Raw genomic sequence first — 18,216 nt, 5'->3', positions numbered from 1 at the left:
GAGAATGCGTTGCCAGTCGCATCTTGAAAGCCTCCGGGCTTCCGATCTGACGGGTAACTATATGACGCTGACTGTTATTTTTACGTGAAGAGATCGTGCAGGCAAGTTAGCATAAGGATGCATACGCACGTTATCACCTTCTTGTGTTGGCAGGCATGCGTCTGAAACGTATCGGTAGAAATACGCTATGTCCGGAGCACTGATAACGCGGCTCCGATCAGCTTTTCACCACGTCCTTCAGCTTGGCTAGGCCCGCTTCGAAGTCTTTGCCGACCATCCTGTCCATATTGATGAAGCTACCGATCAGCTTGGTCATGAATGACGCGGGGCCACGCATGGCCCAGGTGACGTTCGTGCCGCCGGCAACCGGCTGCAGCGTGAACTCGGCCACGTTATGCGCCTCGAACGGTTGCTCGAAATCAAGCTTGATCGTGATGGCGGAGGGCGATTGCGAGTCGAGTATCTCCATGCGCCCCTTGCCGACGTTCTTATTGCCTTCCCAGGCATAAGTGGCGCCCTTGCCATAGGGCGCGCCGCCGATCGTCCGCTTCATATTGGGATCGCGGTGCTCATAGGGCGACCAATCCGGCCATTTATTGAAGTCATTGATGAAGGGAAACAGTTTTTCCGGCGAAGCGGCGATGGTCAGCGAACGCTGCACCGCGAACGTATCGGGACGGGTCCAGGCGTAGGCGAGGATCGCGACGAACACCACCAGGATGAGCAGGATGATCGCTGAAAGGCTCATTGTCGTCTCCTGATCGCGCAGGATCTATGTGGGAAGCGGAGCCTTGAGCAATGACGCCTTGGGCTTCCTCTCGATCGATTGTGCTACAGTTTAAGCTCTGTGGCGCAGGATCATAATGGATTTTTCCATCGGATGCCTCGCCCATCCGACGAACGGCTGGAAGTGGTGAGGCGGCAGTCAGCTCGGGCCGGCCTTGGGCAGTGCGGAGCGCGGAGTCGCCGGATGCACACCGCAGCCAATGAATGCAAGTCGAAGTGCCGATCTTGTGCCGGTTGTTCCTTCCACCATGCCTTTGTGTTAAAATGCCAAGATCACGCTGATCTGATGGCTCTGTCCGTGGACGGACCTCCCGTTTGGCGTTAGATGACGGCAAAGGCCCCGGATAACAGGGGCTGGTTCTTGGACGGAAACATCAGGGTCACTGTCATGCACATTATCGATTCCCATTTTCATTGGTGGCCGCGCTCCGTCTTCGAGAAGCTGTGCAAGCGCACAGGCTTCCCTTCCGCTCATGTGAACGAACGCGGCGGCTACACCGTGCGCCGCCATGCCGACGAGGCGCATCCGCTGCCGAGCTGGAAGGAATGGCACGATCTCGACGATCAGCTCGCCCATATGGATGGGCTCGGCCATCAGGTCGACGTCGTCTGCTCCATCGGTCCGATGTCGGTTTTCTTCTCGCAGCTTCCAGCCGAAGAAGGCCGCGACCTCGCCATGCACTGGAACGAGGAAATGGCCGGCGCGCAGCGCCGCTATCCCGGCCGTGTCTGGGCCAGCGCCGCTATTCCGCTGGTCGATACGAAGATCGCGCTCGACGTTCTGGAACATGCGGTCGGCAAGCTCGGCCTGATGGGCGTCAATATTCCCGGCAGTATCGGCAGCGATGCACGCATCGATGCAGAACGGCTCGAGCCCTTCTACGCGCGGGTCGCCGAACTCGGCTTGCCGATGTTCCTGCATCCGACCGACGCCATCTTCGCCGATATGCTCGACGGCTATAACGGCGCTCTGCATCTGAGCCTCGGCCGGGTGATCGAGGTCAGCGTGGCGGCGTCGCGTCTCGTTCTGTCCGGCCTGATGGAGCGTCATCCCGGCCTCAAAGTGGTGATGTCGCACACGGGCGGCGCGCTGCCCTACCAGTCCGGCCGTATGGACAAGAACACCAAGGCCGCCAAGCTGCCGCGCCCGGCCAGCGAATATCTGCACCGCATGTACACCGATACGGTGTCGCCCCATTCGGCGGGCATGAAATTCGCGATCGAATATTATGGCATCGACAATGTCATGTACGGCACGGACTATCCGTGCTGGGATCCGGCCACCTGCCTGGCACTGTTGGAAGAGCTCAATCTGTCGGCGGAAGACAAACAGAAGCTGTTCTACGACAACGCCCGTCGCATCCTGGGCCTCAAAGACCCGGTGGCGGACAAGAAACTGGCCGCCGCCGAATAGGTTGCAACCGTCATTGCGAGAAGCGTAGCGACGAAGCAATCCAGGGGCGTGTGGTAAAGTCTCAAGAAACGCCTGTGACGCAGGCACATTCGCGTCCAGATCTGCACCTTGAATCCTGGATTGCTTCGCTTCGCTCGCAATGACGGGCGCGCGCCGTCATCGACGGCGCGGCTTTTTCATCAGGCGCCGCGCGCCACGCCCAGCGGCGTCATCGGTCGTTCGTCCAGAGTGGCCGGCGCTTCCGAAGACGCCGGCCGTTCGATCAAAAAGTCCTTTGGCGGCTCCGGTGGCACATCACCGAATTGACCCGAGATCGTCGTATCGGGGAATTCAGCCTGCAAACGCGGATAGACCTCGCGGGCGAAGTTGCGGATGCCTTCCACCGTATCGTCGTGATCGAGGAAGCCGGCCTGGCCCATGATCAGCAGATGTCCATAGCCGCCGACATATTGATAGTGACGCTTGATCTGCTGGTAGACCTGTTCCGGCGTGCCAGCCATCAGAAAGCCGGCCTTAATAGCCGCTTCGACGCTGGCGCTCTTGGCGAATTCGCTTAAAGGGTGAGTGGCGCCGCGCAGCATCGCCACATTGGCGGCTACTGGCACATAGCCGGGCGGATTGACGAATTGCGGCGCGACCTTGTTGGCAGTGACATACCAGAGCAGTTTCTCGGCGCCGCGATAGGCTTCCTCCTCGGTCTTGCCGACATAGACGATGGCGCAATAGGCCAGGCGATCGATGGGCACGTCCTGGCCACGGCCGGCGGCGCGCCAGCCAGCGCGATAGGCTTCGTAGATCTTGCGGGTTTCGCCAAAGCCGGTGAGGAAGGTCGCCTGCACATAGCCTTTCTCGCCCACTTGCCGCGCACCGCTCGCACTGGTCGTGCTGATCCACATCGGCGGATGCGGTGTCTGATAGACGCGCGGCCAGATATTGATGTTGCGATGATGGAAGAAGCGGCCCTCGTGGCTGACGGGACCGTCATGGTTGGTCCACGCCTTGACGACCAGATTGATTGCCTCCCAGAAGCGCTCGTTCATGCGCACCGGATTGCTGTTGGCCGGAGAGATTTCATAAGGCACGCCGCGCACGAAGCCGACTTCCAGCCGGCCTTTCGAGAGAATGTCGATCATCGCCATCTCCTCGGCGATGCGTACCGGCTGGCGCCGGTTGGCCGCCGGATTGCCAAGGATCAGCAGGCGCGCTTTGGATGTCAGTCGCGCCAAGGCGGCGAGCATCAGTGGGGCCGCAGGATCGACGCAGGTGGCGGTCTGATGATGCTCGTTGAGCATGAGGTTCAGACCTTCCTCCTCGGCGATCTGCCATTCCATGAGGAAGCGGTCGTAGAGTGCCGCGCCTTTGTGCGGATCATAGTGCTTGTTGGGCAAGGTGACGCGGATCGACGGATAGCTGTCGGGCGGCGGCAGATAGGGATAAGCGGTTTCGGTGAAATGCCAGGCTTGCATGGATGAGCTCCCGAGATCGGAGGGCCGGCGATGCCGGGCGCAAGTTAGGACAGGAATGCGAGAACGGTTTTGGCGAAAGCCGCCGGTTGTTCCACATGCGGCACATGCCCGGCATCGGGAATGGTGATGACCTTCGCGCCTTTGATCAGCTTGGCATAGCCGTCGACGTAATCGGCGCTGACGAGACCATCGCTGGCGCCGCGGACGAACAGAGTGGGGCTGCTGACGCGATAGAGCCGATGCGTCAGTTTGGGATTGTGCATATAGGGCTCCCAAACATAGAGCGCCGTGCTCTCCCTATTACGCATGAGGATCGACAGTTCTTCGTCGGAGAGCGCCGCCGGATCGAAAGGAAAGCGCGACGGATCGTGATAGATGAGCTTCGGCACATCGCTGGGCGGCATCACATAGATGTCGGGGATGTCGAGCTTGTCCTCCGGTCCGATCTTGATGCCGACGGGGCCGACGAGCACGGCCTTGCCGAACCGCTCCGGCGCCTTGGTCAGCATTTCGGCGGCGATCCAGCCACCCATCGAACAGCCGATGATGTCGACGGTGGCGAAGCCGCAGCGATCCATCAGATCGAGATAGAGATGGGCGACGTCATCGACATTGTCGATCCAGTCGGGCAGGGCCGAGCGGCCGAAGCCCGGATGGGACGGGCAGAGCAGGCGCCGGCTTTCGGCGATCAGCGGCACATGCGGCTCGGCGGGATTGAAGCCGCTCGCCCCATGCAGAAACAGAATGGGTTTTCCGGAACCCTGCTCGTGAACCTCGACCTCGACCGTTCCGAGCGTCATGACGGAGCGCTGCACGTTGATCCTCCCACTGTCCTTCCGCCTGTGCTCCCTCCCCAGGGATCGTGGCGGGTCGCTGCCTGAGGCGCGAATGGGCGCAGGATCGACGTGGTTTCAGGCGTTTCCAATCGAAATCTGCCGCCTGGATTCGATTTACACATATGTGTAATTTGCTGGAAACGGGAGGAACAGGGTGGGAGAGCGCCTGGTCAAATCGGCGTCGCGCGCCTTCGCTGTGATCGAGCTGTTCGCGCGTGTGCGGGCGCCGTTGCGGCTGAAGGATGTGGCGGCCGGGCTCGGCCATCCTGTCTCCAGCGCCGCCGCTCTGCTGAAAACCATGACCCAGCAGGGCTATCTCGCCTTCGATCCGAAATCGCGCGCCTATATGCCGACAGCCCGCCTGCCGCGCCTGGTCAATTGGATCTCCTACGATGATTTCGAGGAAGGCGTCGTCGCTGAAGCGATGCAGCAGCTTTGGGCGCAATCGCACGAAGGCGTGGTGTTGGGCACACCCGTCGGCATTCATCTGGAATATGTCCGCTCCCTGCGCGGCGTCAGCGAGGGGGTGCAGTTTTCCATCCCGACCGGCACGCGACGCGTGCTGATCCAGACGGGCATGGGCTGGCAGTTTCTCAGTCTGCGTCCCCAGGCTGAAGCGCTCGATGTCTATCGGCAGACCATCGCCGCCGGTGCGTTGGATCGCGCTTCGTTTCCCGTCGAGCGTTTCTTGCAGCAGCTCGAAAGTCATCGTCATCTCGAAATCACGCTCTCCCGGGCGCGGGACTTGGTAGCGCCCACGGCCCATTGGGACGGAGCCATGGCTTCCATTCTCATCGACACACCCCCCGGCCATCGGCCGCTCGCGTTGGGCATTCCCGGTCCCACTGACCGGCTGGAGCGTCATCTGCCGGACATATCGGCGCATCTGCGGGCTGCCGCGCAGCACATTCGCGTTGCTATCCGGGCAAGCTAGGCTGATCCCCGTTGCGTCCGACAGGCAGGCTGATACGGTGACGGCCGCAAAAAAATGGAGAGGTTGCGCCTAATGACCCGCGTTGCAGTCACCACGCCCTATTTCGATTTCTACCCGCATCTCGTCGAGGAGATGAAACAGAAATATCCGGACGTGAAATTCCGTTCCGATCGCAAGGTGCTCAGCGAAAGCGCGTTGATCGAGTATCTGCAGGGCTATGACGCGGCGATCATCGGCCTCGACCGCTTCACCGATAAAGTCTGCGCCGCCTTGCCGGACCTGAAGGTGATCTCGCTGATGTCGGCGGGCGCTGATCACATCGATCCGGTGATCTTGAAGAAGTACGGCAAGAGGATGTGGTGGGCGCCGGGCATCAACCGCATCTCCGTGTCGGAATTGGCCGTCAGCTACATGGTGCTGACGCTCCGGCGCATCCATTACTTCTCGTCGATCCTGCGGCGCGGCGAATGGAAGGGACCGATCGGTTTTGGTGCCGACTTGCGCGGTCACACCGTCGGCGTGCACGGCTGCGGCTTCATCGGCAAGGAAGTGGTGAAACTGCTGCAGCCCTATGGCGTCAAGATCCTGGCGTCCGACCGGGTCGACATCTCCGACTTCTGCAAGGAGTGGAATGTCGAGAATGTCAGCGCCGATGAACTTTGGGCCCGTTCCGACGTGGTGACGATCCATCTGTCGCGCAATGCGCAAACCATCGGCATGTATTCGGCCGCCGTGCTCGACAAGATGAAGAAGGGCGCCGTGCTCATCAATTGCGCACGTGGCGGCATGGTCGACGAAGTGGCCTTGAAGGAGCGGCTGGAAAACGGCCAGATTTCCGGCGCCGCCTTCGACGTTTTCGCCATCGAACCGGCCAACGGCAACCCGTTGCTGGACGTGCCGAATTTCTTCGCTTCCCCGCATATTGGCGCCACCACCCGGGATTCCTGGGAAGCCATGCTGCGCTCCGGCATCAGGGGGCTTGAGGAAGCCCGGATCTGGGAGCCTGGAACCTATCCGTTCGATTGAGGAAACGGCCGGCGTCTACGACTTTTAGACAACTGGCTTGTTGCCCGTTTCAAGGCGTTAATCCATTGAGACGCCCGGTGCAGGAGGGTGCACCGGGCGTCTTTTCTTTAGGGTGAACAAAGCAGCCTGAAGAGAGCGGATCGTGTATAGTTGCGACACGCCGGGTTTGCTCGTGGAGGGGACAGAGTGACCGCGTCGACCGCCGGTGCGCGATCCGCACCTGAGGCTGATACGTTTCCAAAACTCCTGCGCCGCAATGCGCGGCTGCGCGGCGCACGGCCGGCCATGCGGTTCAAGGATCGCGGCATCTGGCAGACCTGGGATTGGGCCGCCGTTTACGACAACGTGCTGTTGCTGGCCCATGGGCTGAAAAAGCTTGGCGTCAATCGCGGCGATAAGATCGCCATTGTCGGCGCTAACAGGCCGCGTCTCTACTGGGCGATCTGTGCGGCGCAGACCCTCGGCGCGGTGCCTGTGCCCGTCTATGCCGATGCGGTGGCGACCGAACTGGCGCATGTTATCGACAATGCCGATGTCGTCGTCGCCGTCGTGCAGGACCAGGAACAAGTCGATAAACTGATCGAACAGCGCGCGCGCCTGCCGAAACTGCGCCACGTCATCTACGACGAAGAGCGTGGCCTGCGCGATTATGATCACGGTCGCTTACATGCGCTGGCCGCGCTGCTGGAGGTGGCACGGCAAGAGTTCGATCGGGATGCGACAGTCCGCGCCGCGATCGAAAGCGAGGTGGATGCCGGCGCCGGTGCCGACATTTCCATCATGCTCTATACGTCAGGCACGACGGGCCGCTCCAAAGGCGTGATGCTGACGGGCAAAGGCTCGATCGACGCGGCCAGCGACACGGCGGCTTTCGACAATCTGACCGATCGTGACGAAACCCTCGCTTATCTGCCGCTCGCTTGGGTCGGTGATCACTATCTCAACTACGCCCAGTCCTTTGTCGCCGGCTTCTGCATGGCCTGCCCGGAGAACAGCGAAACGGCGCAGCAGGATTCCCGCGAGATAGGCCCAACTTTCTATTTCGCGCCGCCACGCGTCTTTGAATCGCTTCTGACGCGCGTGATGATCCGCATGGAGGATGCCGGCGCTCTGAAACGGGGGCTGTTCCACCATTTCATCGGCGTCGCACGCCGCTGGGGCGAGAAGATCCTCAACGGCGAAAAAGTGCCGCTTTGGGCACGCCTGCATTACGGGCTCGGCGAGATCCTGATCTATGGGCCGTTGAAGAACGTGCTCGGTTTCTCGCGCATCCGCGTCGCCTATACGGCGGGCGAGGCCATCGGCTCGGACCTGTTTTCCTTCTATCGCTCGCTGGGCCTCAATCTGAAACAGCTCTATGGCCAGACGGAAGCCTTCCTTTACGTGACTTGCCAGAAGGACGGCGACATTCGCGCCGACAGCGTCGGGCCGCCGGCGCCCAATGTCGATATTCGCATCGCCGAAAATGGTGAAGTACAGTTCCGCTCGCCGGGCATGTTCGTTGCTTATTACAAGGAAGCGGCCAAGACAGCCGAGGCGATGACGGACGATGGCTATGTGAAAACCGGCGACGCCGGCATTTTCGATCCCGACGGCCACCTGCGCATCATCGATCGGGCCGCGGATGTCGGCAAGCTTGTCGATGGTTCATTGTTCGCGCCGAAATATATCGAGAACAAGCTGAAATTCTTTCCCAACATCAAGGAAGCGGTGGCGTTCGGCGATGGCCGCGATCACGTCGCCGTCATGCTCAACATCGATCTGACGGCGGTCGGCAATTGGGCCGAGCGCAACAACATTTCCTATGGCTCCTATCAGGAGCTTGCCGGCCATAAGCAGGTCTCCGACATCATCGCCGGTCACGTCGCCAGCGTGAACGAAGCGCTGGCGAAAGAGCCGATCATGGCCGGTGCGCAGATCCGCCGCTTCCTGATCCTGCACAAGGAATTAGACGCGGATGATGGCGAGCTGACGCGGACGCAGAAGGTGCGGCGCGGCTTCATCGCCGAGCGCTACGGCCCTCTGGTGACGGCGCTCTACGATGGCTCGCAGGAAGCAGACATTTCCACCGAAGTGACTTTTGAAGATGGGCGCAAGGGCATGATTTCGGCGCGCGTCGCCATTCGCGATGCCGTCGTCGCGCCTCCAACCGAACGACGGGCCGCATGAACGAAACGATGGAGCAGCTCCAGCCGGTTGTCGCGTCGGCCTCGGCGCCGGAAAAACTGCTGACCGTCGAGAATGTGACGCTCTCCTTTGGTGGTGTCCGGGCGTTGAGCGATGTGTCGTTTGACATCCGCAAAGGTGAAATCCGTGCCATCATCGGTCCCAACGGCGCCGGCAAGACCTCGATGCTCAACTGCATCAACGGCTTCTATCACCCGCAGGCCGGCCGCATCACCTTCAAGGGCAAGACGCGCCAACGCATGCGTCCCTATGATGCGGCTCGGCAGGGCATCGCCCGCACGTTCCAGAACGTCGCTCTGTTCAAAGGGATGACGACGCTGGACAACATTCTCACCGGCCGCACCCTGAAGATGCAGCGCAGCTTCTTCTGGCATCTCTTCCGCCACGGACCGGCGATGAACGAGGAGATCGAGCACCGCAAATATTGCGAGGAGATCATCGACTTCCTCGAGATCGAACATATCCGCAAGACGCCGGTCGGGCGGCTGCCTTACGGTTTGCAGAAGCGGGTTGAGTTGGGGCGAGCGCTGGCCATGCAACCCGACCTTCTCCTGCTCGACGAACCGATGGCCGGCATGAACCTCGAGGAGAAAGAGGATATGTGCCGCTTCATTCTCGACGTGAACCGCCATTTCGGCACGACGATCGCTTTGATCGAACATGACATGGGCGTGGTCATGGATATTTCCGATCGCGTCGTCGTTCTCGAATATGGCCATAAAATCGCTGATGGGTCGCCGGACGAAGTCAAGGCGGATCAGCGCGTGATCGATGCTTATCTTGGCGTGTTGCACTGATGGACATTCTCTACAGCATCTTCGTCGATCCGTTCGTGCAGATGGGCAGCGCGCCCGATCTGCTTGCCCAGACGCTTTGGGAAGGATTCGTTGGCGGCATTCTCTATGCGCTGATCGCGCTCGGCTTCGTGCTCATCTTCAAGGCTTCGGGCGTCTTCAATTTCGCTCAAGGCATCATGGTGGTTTTCGCCGCCCTCACCCTCGTCGGCCTCTATGAAAAAGGCGTGCCGGCTTTTCTGGCGCTGGCGCTCACCATCGGCGTCATGTTCGTACTCGCCTATGCGATCGAACGTGCCGTCTTGCGTCCCCTGGTCAACCAGCCCGACATCATTCTCTTCATGGCGACTTTCGGCCTGACTTATCTGCTGATCGGTCTGGGCGAGGCGATTTTCGGCGGCAATCCCAAGGTTATGATCGCCGAACAGCTCTATCTGCCGAAGGGCGCGATCGATCTGAAGATTCTGGGCGGCGTCGTCACCTTGCAGAAGATCGACATCGCCGCCGCGATCATCGCTATTGCCATGATCGCGGCTCTGTCGCTCTTCTTCCAATATACCCGCATCGGCCGCGCGCTGCGCGCCGTCGCCGACAGCCACAAGGCGGCGCTGTCCGTCGGCATATCTTTGAACCAGATCTGGGTCATCGTCTGGTTCATCGCCGGCGTCGTGGCTCTGATCACCGGCATTATGTGGGGCGCGCGCTCCGACGTGTCCTTTGCTTTGCAGGTCGTGGCGCTCAAGGCGCTACCCGTGTTGATCCTCGGCGGTTTCACGTCGGTGCCTGGCGCCATTGTCGGCGGTCTGATCATCGGTATTGGCGAGAAAATTGGCGAATTCTATTGGGGGCCTTTGGTCGGCGGTGCCACGGAAAGCTGGCTCGCCTACTGCATTGCCCTCGTCTTTCTCATGTTCCGACCACAGGGCCTGTTTGGCGAGCGCATTATCGAACGTATTTGAGGTATCTGGTGTTCTATCGGGAAGCAGGACAGTTCAAGACCAGTTATGCCGCCGATATGGCGATCTTTCCGATCCTGCAGGATCGGATCGGCCTCGCCGTCGTTCTCGCCATTGCGTTCATCGCCATTCCGCTCTTCGGTAGCAATTTTCTCATCCAGACGGTGATGATCCCCTTCCTGGTGTTTTCGCTCGCCGCCATCGGGCTGAACATCCTCACCGGCTATACGGGGCTTATTTCACTCGGTTCCGGCGCCTTCATGGGCGTGGGCGCCTATGCCTGCTACAAATTGACGACGATTTTCCCGGGCGTGAACATCATCGTCTGGATTCTCTTCTCAGGTTTCTTCGCAGCGGCCATCGGCGTCGTCTTCGGTCTGCCGTCGCTGCGCATCAAGGGCTTCTATCTGACGGTCGCGACCTTGGCCGCTCAGTTTTTCCTGCAATGGAGCTTCGTGCGGATCCCCTGGCTCTATAACTACAATGCCTCGGGCGCCATCGAGGTGCCGCAACGTATGCTCGCCGGCATCACGGTGACAGGCGCCAATGCCACGCCGGTGACGCGCTATCTGGTGTTGCTGTCCATTGTCATTCTTCTCACCTGGATTGCCTCCAATCTCGTTCATGGCCGGATCGGTCGCAGTTGGATGGCGGTGCGTGACATGGACATTGCCGCTGAACTGATGGGTATCCGTCTGCTGCCGGCAAAACTTCTGTCCTTCGCCGTGTCGTCTTTCTATTGCGGCGTCGCCGGCGCCTGCATGATGTTCCTGTGGTATGGCGGCGGCGAAGCCAATGACGCCTTCAACATCAACCAGAGTTTCACCATCCTGTTCATGGTGATCATCGGCGGCCTGGGCAGCATCATCGGCTCATACTTCGGCGCGGCTTTCATCTCGATCCTGCCGACGGCGCTGAAATTCGGCCTGCCGGCGATGGGCATCGCCTTGAGCGGGCCTGTCGCGGAGCATCTCAACTATATCATTCTGGGTGTCTTGATCCTTTTCTTCCTGATCGTCGAGCCGCACGGATTGGCGCGGTTGTGGCAGATCGGAAAACAGAAACTGCGCGTCTGGCCGTTTCCTTATTGACGGCGCGGCCGGATGCAAAGGGTGTAGCGAGGAGGGAATGCAATGAAAAAATCAGCATTGGCATTGGGTCTCGTGGTCGGCGCCCTGGTTGGGATGCCGGCATTTCACGAGGCATCGGCGCAAGAATCGGTCTATGTGCCGCTTTTTACTTACCGTACCGGCCCCTTTGCCGGTTCCGGTATTCCGATCGCCGACGGCATGCGCGACTATCTGGAGATGCTCAACCAGCGCGATGGCGGCATCGGCGGTGTGAAGATCGTCATCGAGGAATGCGAAACCGGTTACGACACCAAGAAAGGTGTCGAATGCTACGAGGCGGTGAAGGACAAGAAGCCGGTGATGACGAACCCGTATTCAACGGGCATCACCCTGCAGCTTATCCCGCGCGCTTCGGTCGATAATATCCCCATGCTGTCCATGGCCTATGGTCTGTCCGCCTCCGCTGATGGGTCGGTCTTTCCGTGGATCTTCAATCCGCCGGCGACCTATTGGGACGGCGCCTCGGTCATGGTGACTTATATGGCGCAGCAATTGGGTGGCTTCGACAAGCTGAGGGGCAAGAAGCTCGGCCTCATTCACCTCGACGCGCCGTTCGGCAAGGAACCGATCCCGCTGCTCGAAAACCTTGCCAAGGAGTATGGCTTCGAGCTGAAGCTCTATCCCATTGCCGCCGCCGACATGCAGAACCAAGGGGGCACCTGGTTGGCGATCCGCCGCGACAGGCCTGATTTTATCTATAATCAGGGCTTCGGTGCCATGAACCCGACGGCGGTGAAGGAGGCGATTCGCAACAACTATCCCATCGGCAAGATGGTCGGCGTGTGGTGGGCCGGCGGTGACGACGATGCCCGTGGCGGTGCCGCCGAAGCCAAGGGCTATAAGGCCCTGAGCTTCAACCAGACCGGCACCGACTATCCGATCATGCAGGACATCATCAAACATGTCTTCGACAAGAAACTGTCGAAGGTGGAGAACCGCAATCGTATCGGCGAAGCTCTTTACAATCGTGGTGTCTATAACTCCGTGCTCATAGCCGAAGCCATCCGTACGGCTCAGCAAATCACGGGCAAGAAAGTGGTGGATGGCAACGATGTGCGCCGCGGCCTGGAAAGCCTCAACATTACCGAAGCTCGCCTGAAAGAGCTGGGCATGGAGGGCTTTGCCGCGCCGGTGCGCGTCACCTGCGCCGATCACAACGGCCATAACAAGGCTTTTGTGGCCGAATGGGATGGCACCAAATATGTGAAGGCGTCGGACTGGATATCACCGATCAAGGATAAGGTGCGCCCGCTGATCGAGAGCGCCGCGAAGGAATATGCCTCGGGCAATACGGGTTGGCCGAAACGCACGGAAGCTTGCGATAGCCCGAGCTGATCGATCATCGACCCTCTCGGCGAAAGTCGGGAGGGTTTTATCCGGCGAGGTAGGAACTGTGACGGGCGACACCCAGAGAGACGCCATTCTGGCGGTCAACAATATCGAGGTCATTTATGACCATGTGATCCTCGTGCTCAAAGGGGTGTCCCTGGTCGTGCCGCGCGGCGGCATCGTCGCGCTGCTGGGCGCCAATGGCGCCGGAAAGACCACGACGCTGAAAGCCATTTCCAATCTGCTGCGTGCCGAACGCGGCGAGGTGACGAAAGGCTCGATCGAATTCGAAGGCACACGTGTCGATCGCCTGTCGGCGAACGAACTGGTGCGCCGCGGCTGCATCCAGGTGATGGAAGGCCGTCATTGTTTCGGCCATTTGTCCATCGAGGAGAATTTGCTCACCGGTGCTTTTACCCGGAGGGATGGGCGAGCGGCCATCGCCCGCGATCTCGAAGCCATTTACGACTATTTTCCGCGTCTCAAACAGCGCCGAGGTTCCATGGCCGGCTATACGTCGGGTGGGGAACAACAAATGTGCGCGATTGGCCGCGCGATGATGTCGCGGCCGAAAATGATCCTGCTCGACGAGCCGTCCATGGGACTGGCGCCGCAGATCGTCGAGGAGATTTTTGAGATTGTAAAAAGTCTCAATGCGAAAGAGGGCGTGTCGTTTCTCTTGGCGGAACAAAACACCAGCATCGCGCTGCGTTACGCGAGTTGGGGCTACATCCTTGAAAATGGCCGTGTTGTTCTTGACGGTGATGCGCAACAATTGCGTGACAACGAAGACGTAAAAGAATTCTACCTCGGAATCTCAGGCGCCGAGCGCAAGAGCTTCCGGGACGTCAAGCATTACAAACGTCGCAAACGCTGGCTTGCATGATACAGCACGCGGTGGAAGACTTGCTAGTCTTTTTACTTTGGTCTTAATGGCCGCGTATTGAGTTGATGGGTTGGGATAATGAATTTTGATCGTTTCGAAATAAGAGCGCCCGATGTGCGCGAACGGGCGTTGATGCGCGATCTCCGCGCGATCATGACCCACGCTCGGGCACGCGCGCCTGGTTTGCGGGCACAGCTCAAGGGCGTCGTGATCGAAAGGATCAAGACGCCTGCCGATCTCGCCACCATTCCGGTGATGCGCAAATCAAACCTCATCGAGCTTCAGGGCGATGACCCGCCGTTCGGTGGATTGGCGGTGACGAAGGCGGCGGGGTTCGAACGGCTGTTTGCCTCACCCGGACCGATTTTCGAACCGCAAGGCAATGGCAAGGATTGGTGGGGTGGCGCGCGGGCACTCTTTGCCGCAGGCGCCAAGAAGGGCGATATCGTCCTCAATTGCTTTTCCTATCATCTGACGCCTGGCGGACACATGATGGAGAGCGCGGCGCGTGCGCTGGGCTGCGCGGTCATTCCGGCGGGGCCGGGCAATACGGAAGCCGTGGTCGCTGCCATCGCGCATTATCGGCCCCGGGTTTATTGCGGCACGCCGGACTATCTGAAAATTCTGCTCGATAAAGGCGCCGAGCTGAAACGCGACACGGCGTCGGTCCAGCGCGGTCTGGTGTCCGGCGCCGCCTTGCCGCCCTCCCTGCGTGAGGAATTGGTCAAGCGCGGCATCAATGTGCGCCAGTGCTATGCTACCGCCGATCTGGGCGTCGTGGCCTTCGAGACCAGCGCCGGCAAGGGCCGCATCGTCGAAGGCATGATGGTCAACGAAAACGTCATCGTCGAAATCGTCAAGCCGGGCACCGGCGAGCCGGTGGCCGAGGGAGAGGTTGGCGAAGTGGTGGTGACGCGCCTGTGTGGCGACTATCCGCTGTTGCGCTTCGCCACCGGGGATCTCTCGGCCGTGTTGCCGGGCAAATCGCCTTGCGGACGCACCAATACGCGTATTCGCGGCTGGCTCGGCCGGGCCGATCAGACGACGAAGATCAAAGGCATGTTCGTCCACCCCGGGCAGATTGCCGAGATCGGCCGGCGTTTTCCGCAGCTTGGCCGTTTGCGCCTGGTGGTCCAGCGCAACAATGAGCAGGACAGCATGCAATTGCATGTGGAGGCCGATGGCGAAGAGACGGCCGACGGCATTGCCTCGGTGCTGGCGGAAGTGACCAAATTGCGCGGCACGGTCAAACTGGTGAAACGCGGCCAGTTGCCGAATGACGGGAAAGTCATCGCCGACGAGCGGCCGGCGCCCTGATCGGAAAGGCATCGCCATGGACGGTACGTCACAGACTGGCGAAGCGCCGACAGCGCAATTCGCGCTCGATGAGCAGCAGACGGCCATTCGCGATATGGCGCTCGCCTTCGCCCGCGACGAGATCGCGCCGCATGCGGCGCGCTGGGATGAAGAAAAGCATTTCCCCGTCGAAGTCTTTCGCGCCGCCGCCGGCCTCGGCATGGCCTCCATTTATGTGCGTGCCGACCATGGCGGCAGCGGCCTGTCTCGTCTCGATGCCGCGCTGATCTTCGAGGCTTTGGCCACGGGGTGTCCGTCGAGCGCTGCCTATCTGTCGATCCACAATATGGTCGCCGGCATGATCGATCGTTTCGGCAGCGACGCGCAGCGAAAGCAGTGGCTGCCGCCGCTGATCGAGGCCAGCCTGCTGTCGAGCTATTGCCTGACGGAGCCGTCCTGCGGGTCGGATGCGGCGGCTTTGCGCAGCAGCGCCCGCAAGGATGGCGGCGATTACATTCTCAACGGCGTCAAGCAATTTATCTCTGGCGCCGGCGCGACCGATCTTTATCTCGTCATGGCGCGCACTGGCGCGTCCGGCCCGAGCGGCATTTCCTGCTTCATTATCGAGAAGGGTACGAAGGGACTGTCCTTCGGCGCCAATGAAAAGAAAATGGGCTGGCATACCCAGCCGACCCGACAAGTGATCATGGAGGATGTACGGGTGCCCGCCGCCCAGATGCTGGGTCAGGAAGGCATGGGCTTTCGCATCGCCATGACGGGGCTCGACGGCGGCCGTCTCAATATCGGTGCCTGTTCCCTGGGCGGTGCCCAGAGCGCGCTCGACAAGGCCTGCGCCTATGTCAAGGAACGCCAGGCCTTCGGCAAGCGCCTGGAGGAGTTTCAGGCGCTGCAGTTTCGCCTCGCCGATATGGAAATCGATCTCGAGGCGGCGCGCACCTTGCTGTGGCGGGCGGCGGCTGCGCTCGATGCGCACGATCCACAGGCGACGCGGCTTTGTGCCAGCGCCAAGAAATTTGCCACCGATACCGGCTTCAATGTCGCCAACGATGCCCTGCAATTGCATGGCGGCTATGGCTATCTGGCCGATTACGGCATCGAGAAAATCGTGCGAGATCTGCGTGTGCATCAAATTCTGGAAGGAACGAACGAGATCATGCGGCTGATCGTGTCGCGCGCGCTGCTCGGGCGTGGGCAATGAACGATATCGTGGTGGCGCGGCAGGGGCATATCGGCCGCCTAACGTTGAATCGACCGAAGGCGCTCAACGCGCTCAACGGTGACATGGTGCGGGAGATGGGCAAGGCGCTCGATATTTGGGCGCATGATCCGGCCATCACCGCCGTCCTGGTTGATGGAGCGGGCGAACGCGGCCTTTGCGCCGGCGGCGATATCCGCTCGATCTATGACGAGGCGAAAGCCGGCCGCTATGTGGCCGACGACTTCTGGCGCGAGGAATATATCGTCAACGCCGCCATCAGCACCTATCCGAAGCCCTACATCGCTTTAATGGATGGCATCGTCATGGGCGGCGGGGTCGGCATTTCCGCCCACGGCTCTCATCGTTTCGTCACCGAGCGCACGCGGCTGGCCATGCCGGAAGTGGCGATTGGCTTTTCGCCCGATGTCGGCGGCAGCTATCTGCTGGCTCGTGCGCCGGGCGAACTTGGCACCTGGGCCGGTCTCACTGCCATTCCCATGTCGGGCGCCGATGCGATCGTCTGCGGCATGGCCGATTATTATTGTCCGAGCGCCGCGCTGCCGGGTCTGATCGAGGCCTTGGCGCAGGCAACGACGAGGGCTGACGTTGAAAGCGCCATTCGTGCCGTGTCTATTCAGCCGCCGGATAGCGCTTTGGCGGTTCATCGCGGCGCCATCGATGCCTGCTTTTCCAAAAATACTGTCGAGGAAATCCTCGCGGCGCTCGACAAAGCGAACGATGCTTTCCTGACGGAAGCTGCCGTTCGCATGCGCCGCCATTCGCCGACCTCGCTGAAGGTGACCTTGCGTGCGCTGCGCGAAGCGCGGGCCGCCAATGATCTCAAAGCAAGCCTGCGCATGGAATTTCGCGTCGCCACCGCCTGCATTCGCCGGCACGATATGATCGAAGGCATTCGCGCTGTCGTCGTCGACAAGGATCAAAAGCCGCAGTGGCAGCCGGGCACGTTGGCCGACGTCAGCGATGCCGACGTGGCGGCCTTTTTCGCACCGCCCGTGGCGGGCGATCTCGTTTTCAGTTCTTAAAGGTCCGGAGGGGCGAATGGCGACGATCGGTTTCATCGGCTTGGGAAATATGGGCGCCCCCATGCTCGCCAATCTGGTCAAGGCCGGGCATAGGGTGTCGGCTTTCGACCTATCGGAACAGGCGCAGAAGGCGGGGGCCAACGCAGGCGGCCAGATCGTCAAGAGCGCCGGCGATGTGGCAGCGGGTGCGGATGTCATCATCACCATGTTGCCGGCCGGCAAGCACGTGCTCTCCGTCTACAACGATCCGCAAGGGCCGCTCGCCAGGGCCAAAGCCGGCACGCTCTTCGTCGATTGCTCGACGATCGACGTGGCGAGTTCGCGCACGGCGCATGCGAGCGCGCAGAAAGCCGGCATGCTGTCGCTCGATGCACCCGTGTCGGGCGGTGTCGGTGGCGCGACGGCTGGCACGCTGACCTTCATGGTCGGCGGATCGGACAAGGCTTTCGGCGTCGGTCAGCCCGTGCTGGCGCATATGGGCAAGAAGATCGTTCACTGCGGCGGCGATGGCGCCGGGCAGGCAGCGAAAATCTGTAACAATATGGTGCTCGGCATATCGATGATCGCCGTCGGCGAGGCTTTCGTCCTTGGCGAAAAGCTCGGTCTTTCGCATCAGGCTCTGTTCGATGTGGTCTCGACGGCATCCGGCCAGTGCTGGTCGATGAACAGCTATTGCCCGGTGCCGGGCCCCGTGCCGACGAGCCCCGCCAATAACGACTATAAGCCGGGCTTCGCCGCCGAACTGATGCTCAAGGACCTGTCCCTGGCTATGGAAGCGGCACACACGGCTCACGCTGACTGCGCCCTTGGCGCCCATGCCAGAGATATTTACGACACGTTTAAAGCCGAAGGTCATGCTGACCAAGATTTTTCGGCTATCATCAACGCCATTCGTGCCCGTTCCGGAGAATGAA

The 18,216-nt window shown here is 60.6% G+C and carries 16 protein-coding genes; 13 read left to right on the top strand and 3 right to left on the bottom strand.

Annotated elements, in window-relative coordinates:
• Nucleotides 1–217: 217 nt before the first annotated feature.
• Nucleotides 218–748 carry an SRPBCC family protein gene (locus OIM99_RS01095; protein ID WP_311848447.1) on the bottom strand — a complete coding sequence of 177 codons (531 nt, stop codon included), beginning with the start codon at nt 746–748 and terminating at the stop codon, nt 218–220.
• 426 nt (nt 749–1,174) lie between these two features.
• On the opposite strand from OIM99_RS01095, the gene OIM99_RS01090 reads away from it, so the two are divergent.
• Nucleotides 1,175–2,200, top strand: coding sequence for an amidohydrolase family protein (locus tag OIM99_RS01090; RefSeq protein ID WP_311848445.1), 1,026 nt, complete (start codon nt 1,175–1,177; stop codon nt 2,198–2,200).
• Nucleotides 2,201–2,379: 179 nt separating this feature from the next.
• Here the strand turns inward: OIM99_RS01090 and OIM99_RS01085 are convergent, their stop codons facing one another.
• Together OIM99_RS01085 and OIM99_RS01080 are read right to left on the bottom strand one after the other, a co-directional pair.
• Nucleotides 2,380–3,666, bottom strand: coding sequence for an LLM class flavin-dependent oxidoreductase (locus OIM99_RS01085; protein ID WP_311848443.1), 1,287 nt, complete (start codon nt 3,664–3,666; stop codon nt 2,380–2,382).
• Between the two features lie 44 nt (nt 3,667–3,710).
• A complete protein-coding gene (locus OIM99_RS01080) occupies nt 3,711–4,481 on the bottom strand; it encodes an alpha/beta hydrolase (protein WP_311848442.1) in 771 nt (256 codons plus the stop codon).
• Between the two features lie 175 nt (nt 4,482–4,656).
• On the opposite strand from OIM99_RS01080, the gene OIM99_RS01075 reads away from it, so the two are divergent.
• The 12 genes from OIM99_RS01075 to mmsB all read left to right on the top strand — a co-directional run bounded on the left by OIM99_RS01075 (nt 4,657) and on the right by mmsB (nt 18,215).
• A complete protein-coding gene (locus tag OIM99_RS01075) occupies nt 4,657–5,436 on the top strand; it encodes a helix-turn-helix domain-containing protein (protein WP_311848441.1) in 780 nt (259 codons plus the stop codon).
• Nucleotides 5,437–5,508: 72 nt separating this feature from the next.
• Nucleotides 5,509–6,462, top strand: a complete 954-nt coding sequence (locus tag OIM99_RS01070; protein WP_311848439.1) for an NAD(P)-dependent oxidoreductase — start codon at nt 5,509–5,511, stop codon at nt 6,460–6,462.
• Between the two features lie 186 nt (nt 6,463–6,648).
• The gene (locus OIM99_RS01065) at nt 6,649–8,631 is read left to right on the top strand and encodes an AMP-binding protein (protein ID WP_311848438.1); all 1,983 of its coding nucleotides are present in this window, start codon (nt 6,649–6,651) and stop codon (nt 8,629–8,631) included.
• Entirely contained in the window at nt 8,628–9,446 is an 819-nt protein-coding gene (locus tag OIM99_RS01060) for an ABC transporter ATP-binding protein (RefSeq protein ID WP_311848437.1), read from the top strand. Before OIM99_RS01065 ends, OIM99_RS01060 begins: the two co-directional genes overlap by 4 nt.
• Nucleotides 9,446–10,402 carry a branched-chain amino acid ABC transporter permease gene (locus tag OIM99_RS01055; RefSeq protein WP_311848436.1) on the top strand — a complete coding sequence of 319 codons (957 nt, stop codon included), beginning with the start codon at nt 9,446–9,448 and terminating at the stop codon, nt 10,400–10,402. Before OIM99_RS01060 ends, OIM99_RS01055 begins: the two co-directional genes overlap by 1 nt.
• An 8-nt stretch (nt 10,403–10,410) precedes the next feature.
• The gene (locus OIM99_RS01050; protein WP_311848435.1) at nt 10,411–11,490 is read left to right on the top strand and encodes a branched-chain amino acid ABC transporter permease; all 1,080 of its coding nucleotides are present in this window, start codon (nt 10,411–10,413) and stop codon (nt 11,488–11,490) included.
• A 42-nt stretch (nt 11,491–11,532) separates the two neighbouring features.
• Nucleotides 11,533–12,864, top strand: a complete 1,332-nt coding sequence (locus OIM99_RS01045; protein ID WP_311848434.1) for an ABC transporter substrate-binding protein — start codon at nt 11,533–11,535, stop codon at nt 12,862–12,864.
• Nucleotides 12,865–12,922: 58 nt separating this feature from the next.
• Entirely contained in the window at nt 12,923–13,744 is an 822-nt protein-coding gene (locus OIM99_RS01040; protein WP_311848433.1) for an ABC transporter ATP-binding protein, read from the top strand.
• Nucleotides 13,745–13,822: 78 nt separating this feature from the next.
• Nucleotides 13,823–15,061: an AMP-binding protein gene (locus OIM99_RS01035; protein ID WP_311848432.1), complete on the top strand. Its 1,239-nt coding sequence runs from the start codon at nt 13,823–13,825 to the stop codon at nt 15,059–15,061.
• A gap of 16 nt (nt 15,062–15,077) precedes the next feature.
• Nucleotides 15,078–16,259 carry an acyl-CoA dehydrogenase family protein gene (locus tag OIM99_RS01030; RefSeq protein WP_311848431.1) on the top strand — a complete coding sequence of 394 codons (1,182 nt, stop codon included), beginning with the start codon at nt 15,078–15,080 and terminating at the stop codon, nt 16,257–16,259.
• Complete coding sequence (locus OIM99_RS01025; protein WP_311848430.1) at nt 16,256–17,302, top strand: enoyl-CoA hydratase/isomerase family protein; 1,047 nt, start codon at nt 16,256–16,258, stop codon at nt 17,300–17,302. Before OIM99_RS01030 ends, OIM99_RS01025 begins: the two co-directional genes overlap by 4 nt.
• A 16-nt stretch (nt 17,303–17,318) precedes the next feature.
• Complete coding sequence (gene mmsB / locus OIM99_RS01020; protein WP_311848429.1) at nt 17,319–18,215, top strand: 3-hydroxyisobutyrate dehydrogenase; 897 nt, start codon at nt 17,319–17,321, stop codon at nt 18,213–18,215.
• Nucleotide 18,216 lies beyond the last annotated feature (1 nt).

The organism is Methylocella sp. CPCC 101449 (assembly GCF_031921685.1).
Taxonomy (GTDB): Bacteria; Pseudomonadota; Alphaproteobacteria; order Rhizobiales; family Beijerinckiaceae; genus Terripilifer.
Note: the sequence above shows the minus strand (reverse complement) of the source record. Positions and strands in the feature narration are given on the sequence as shown.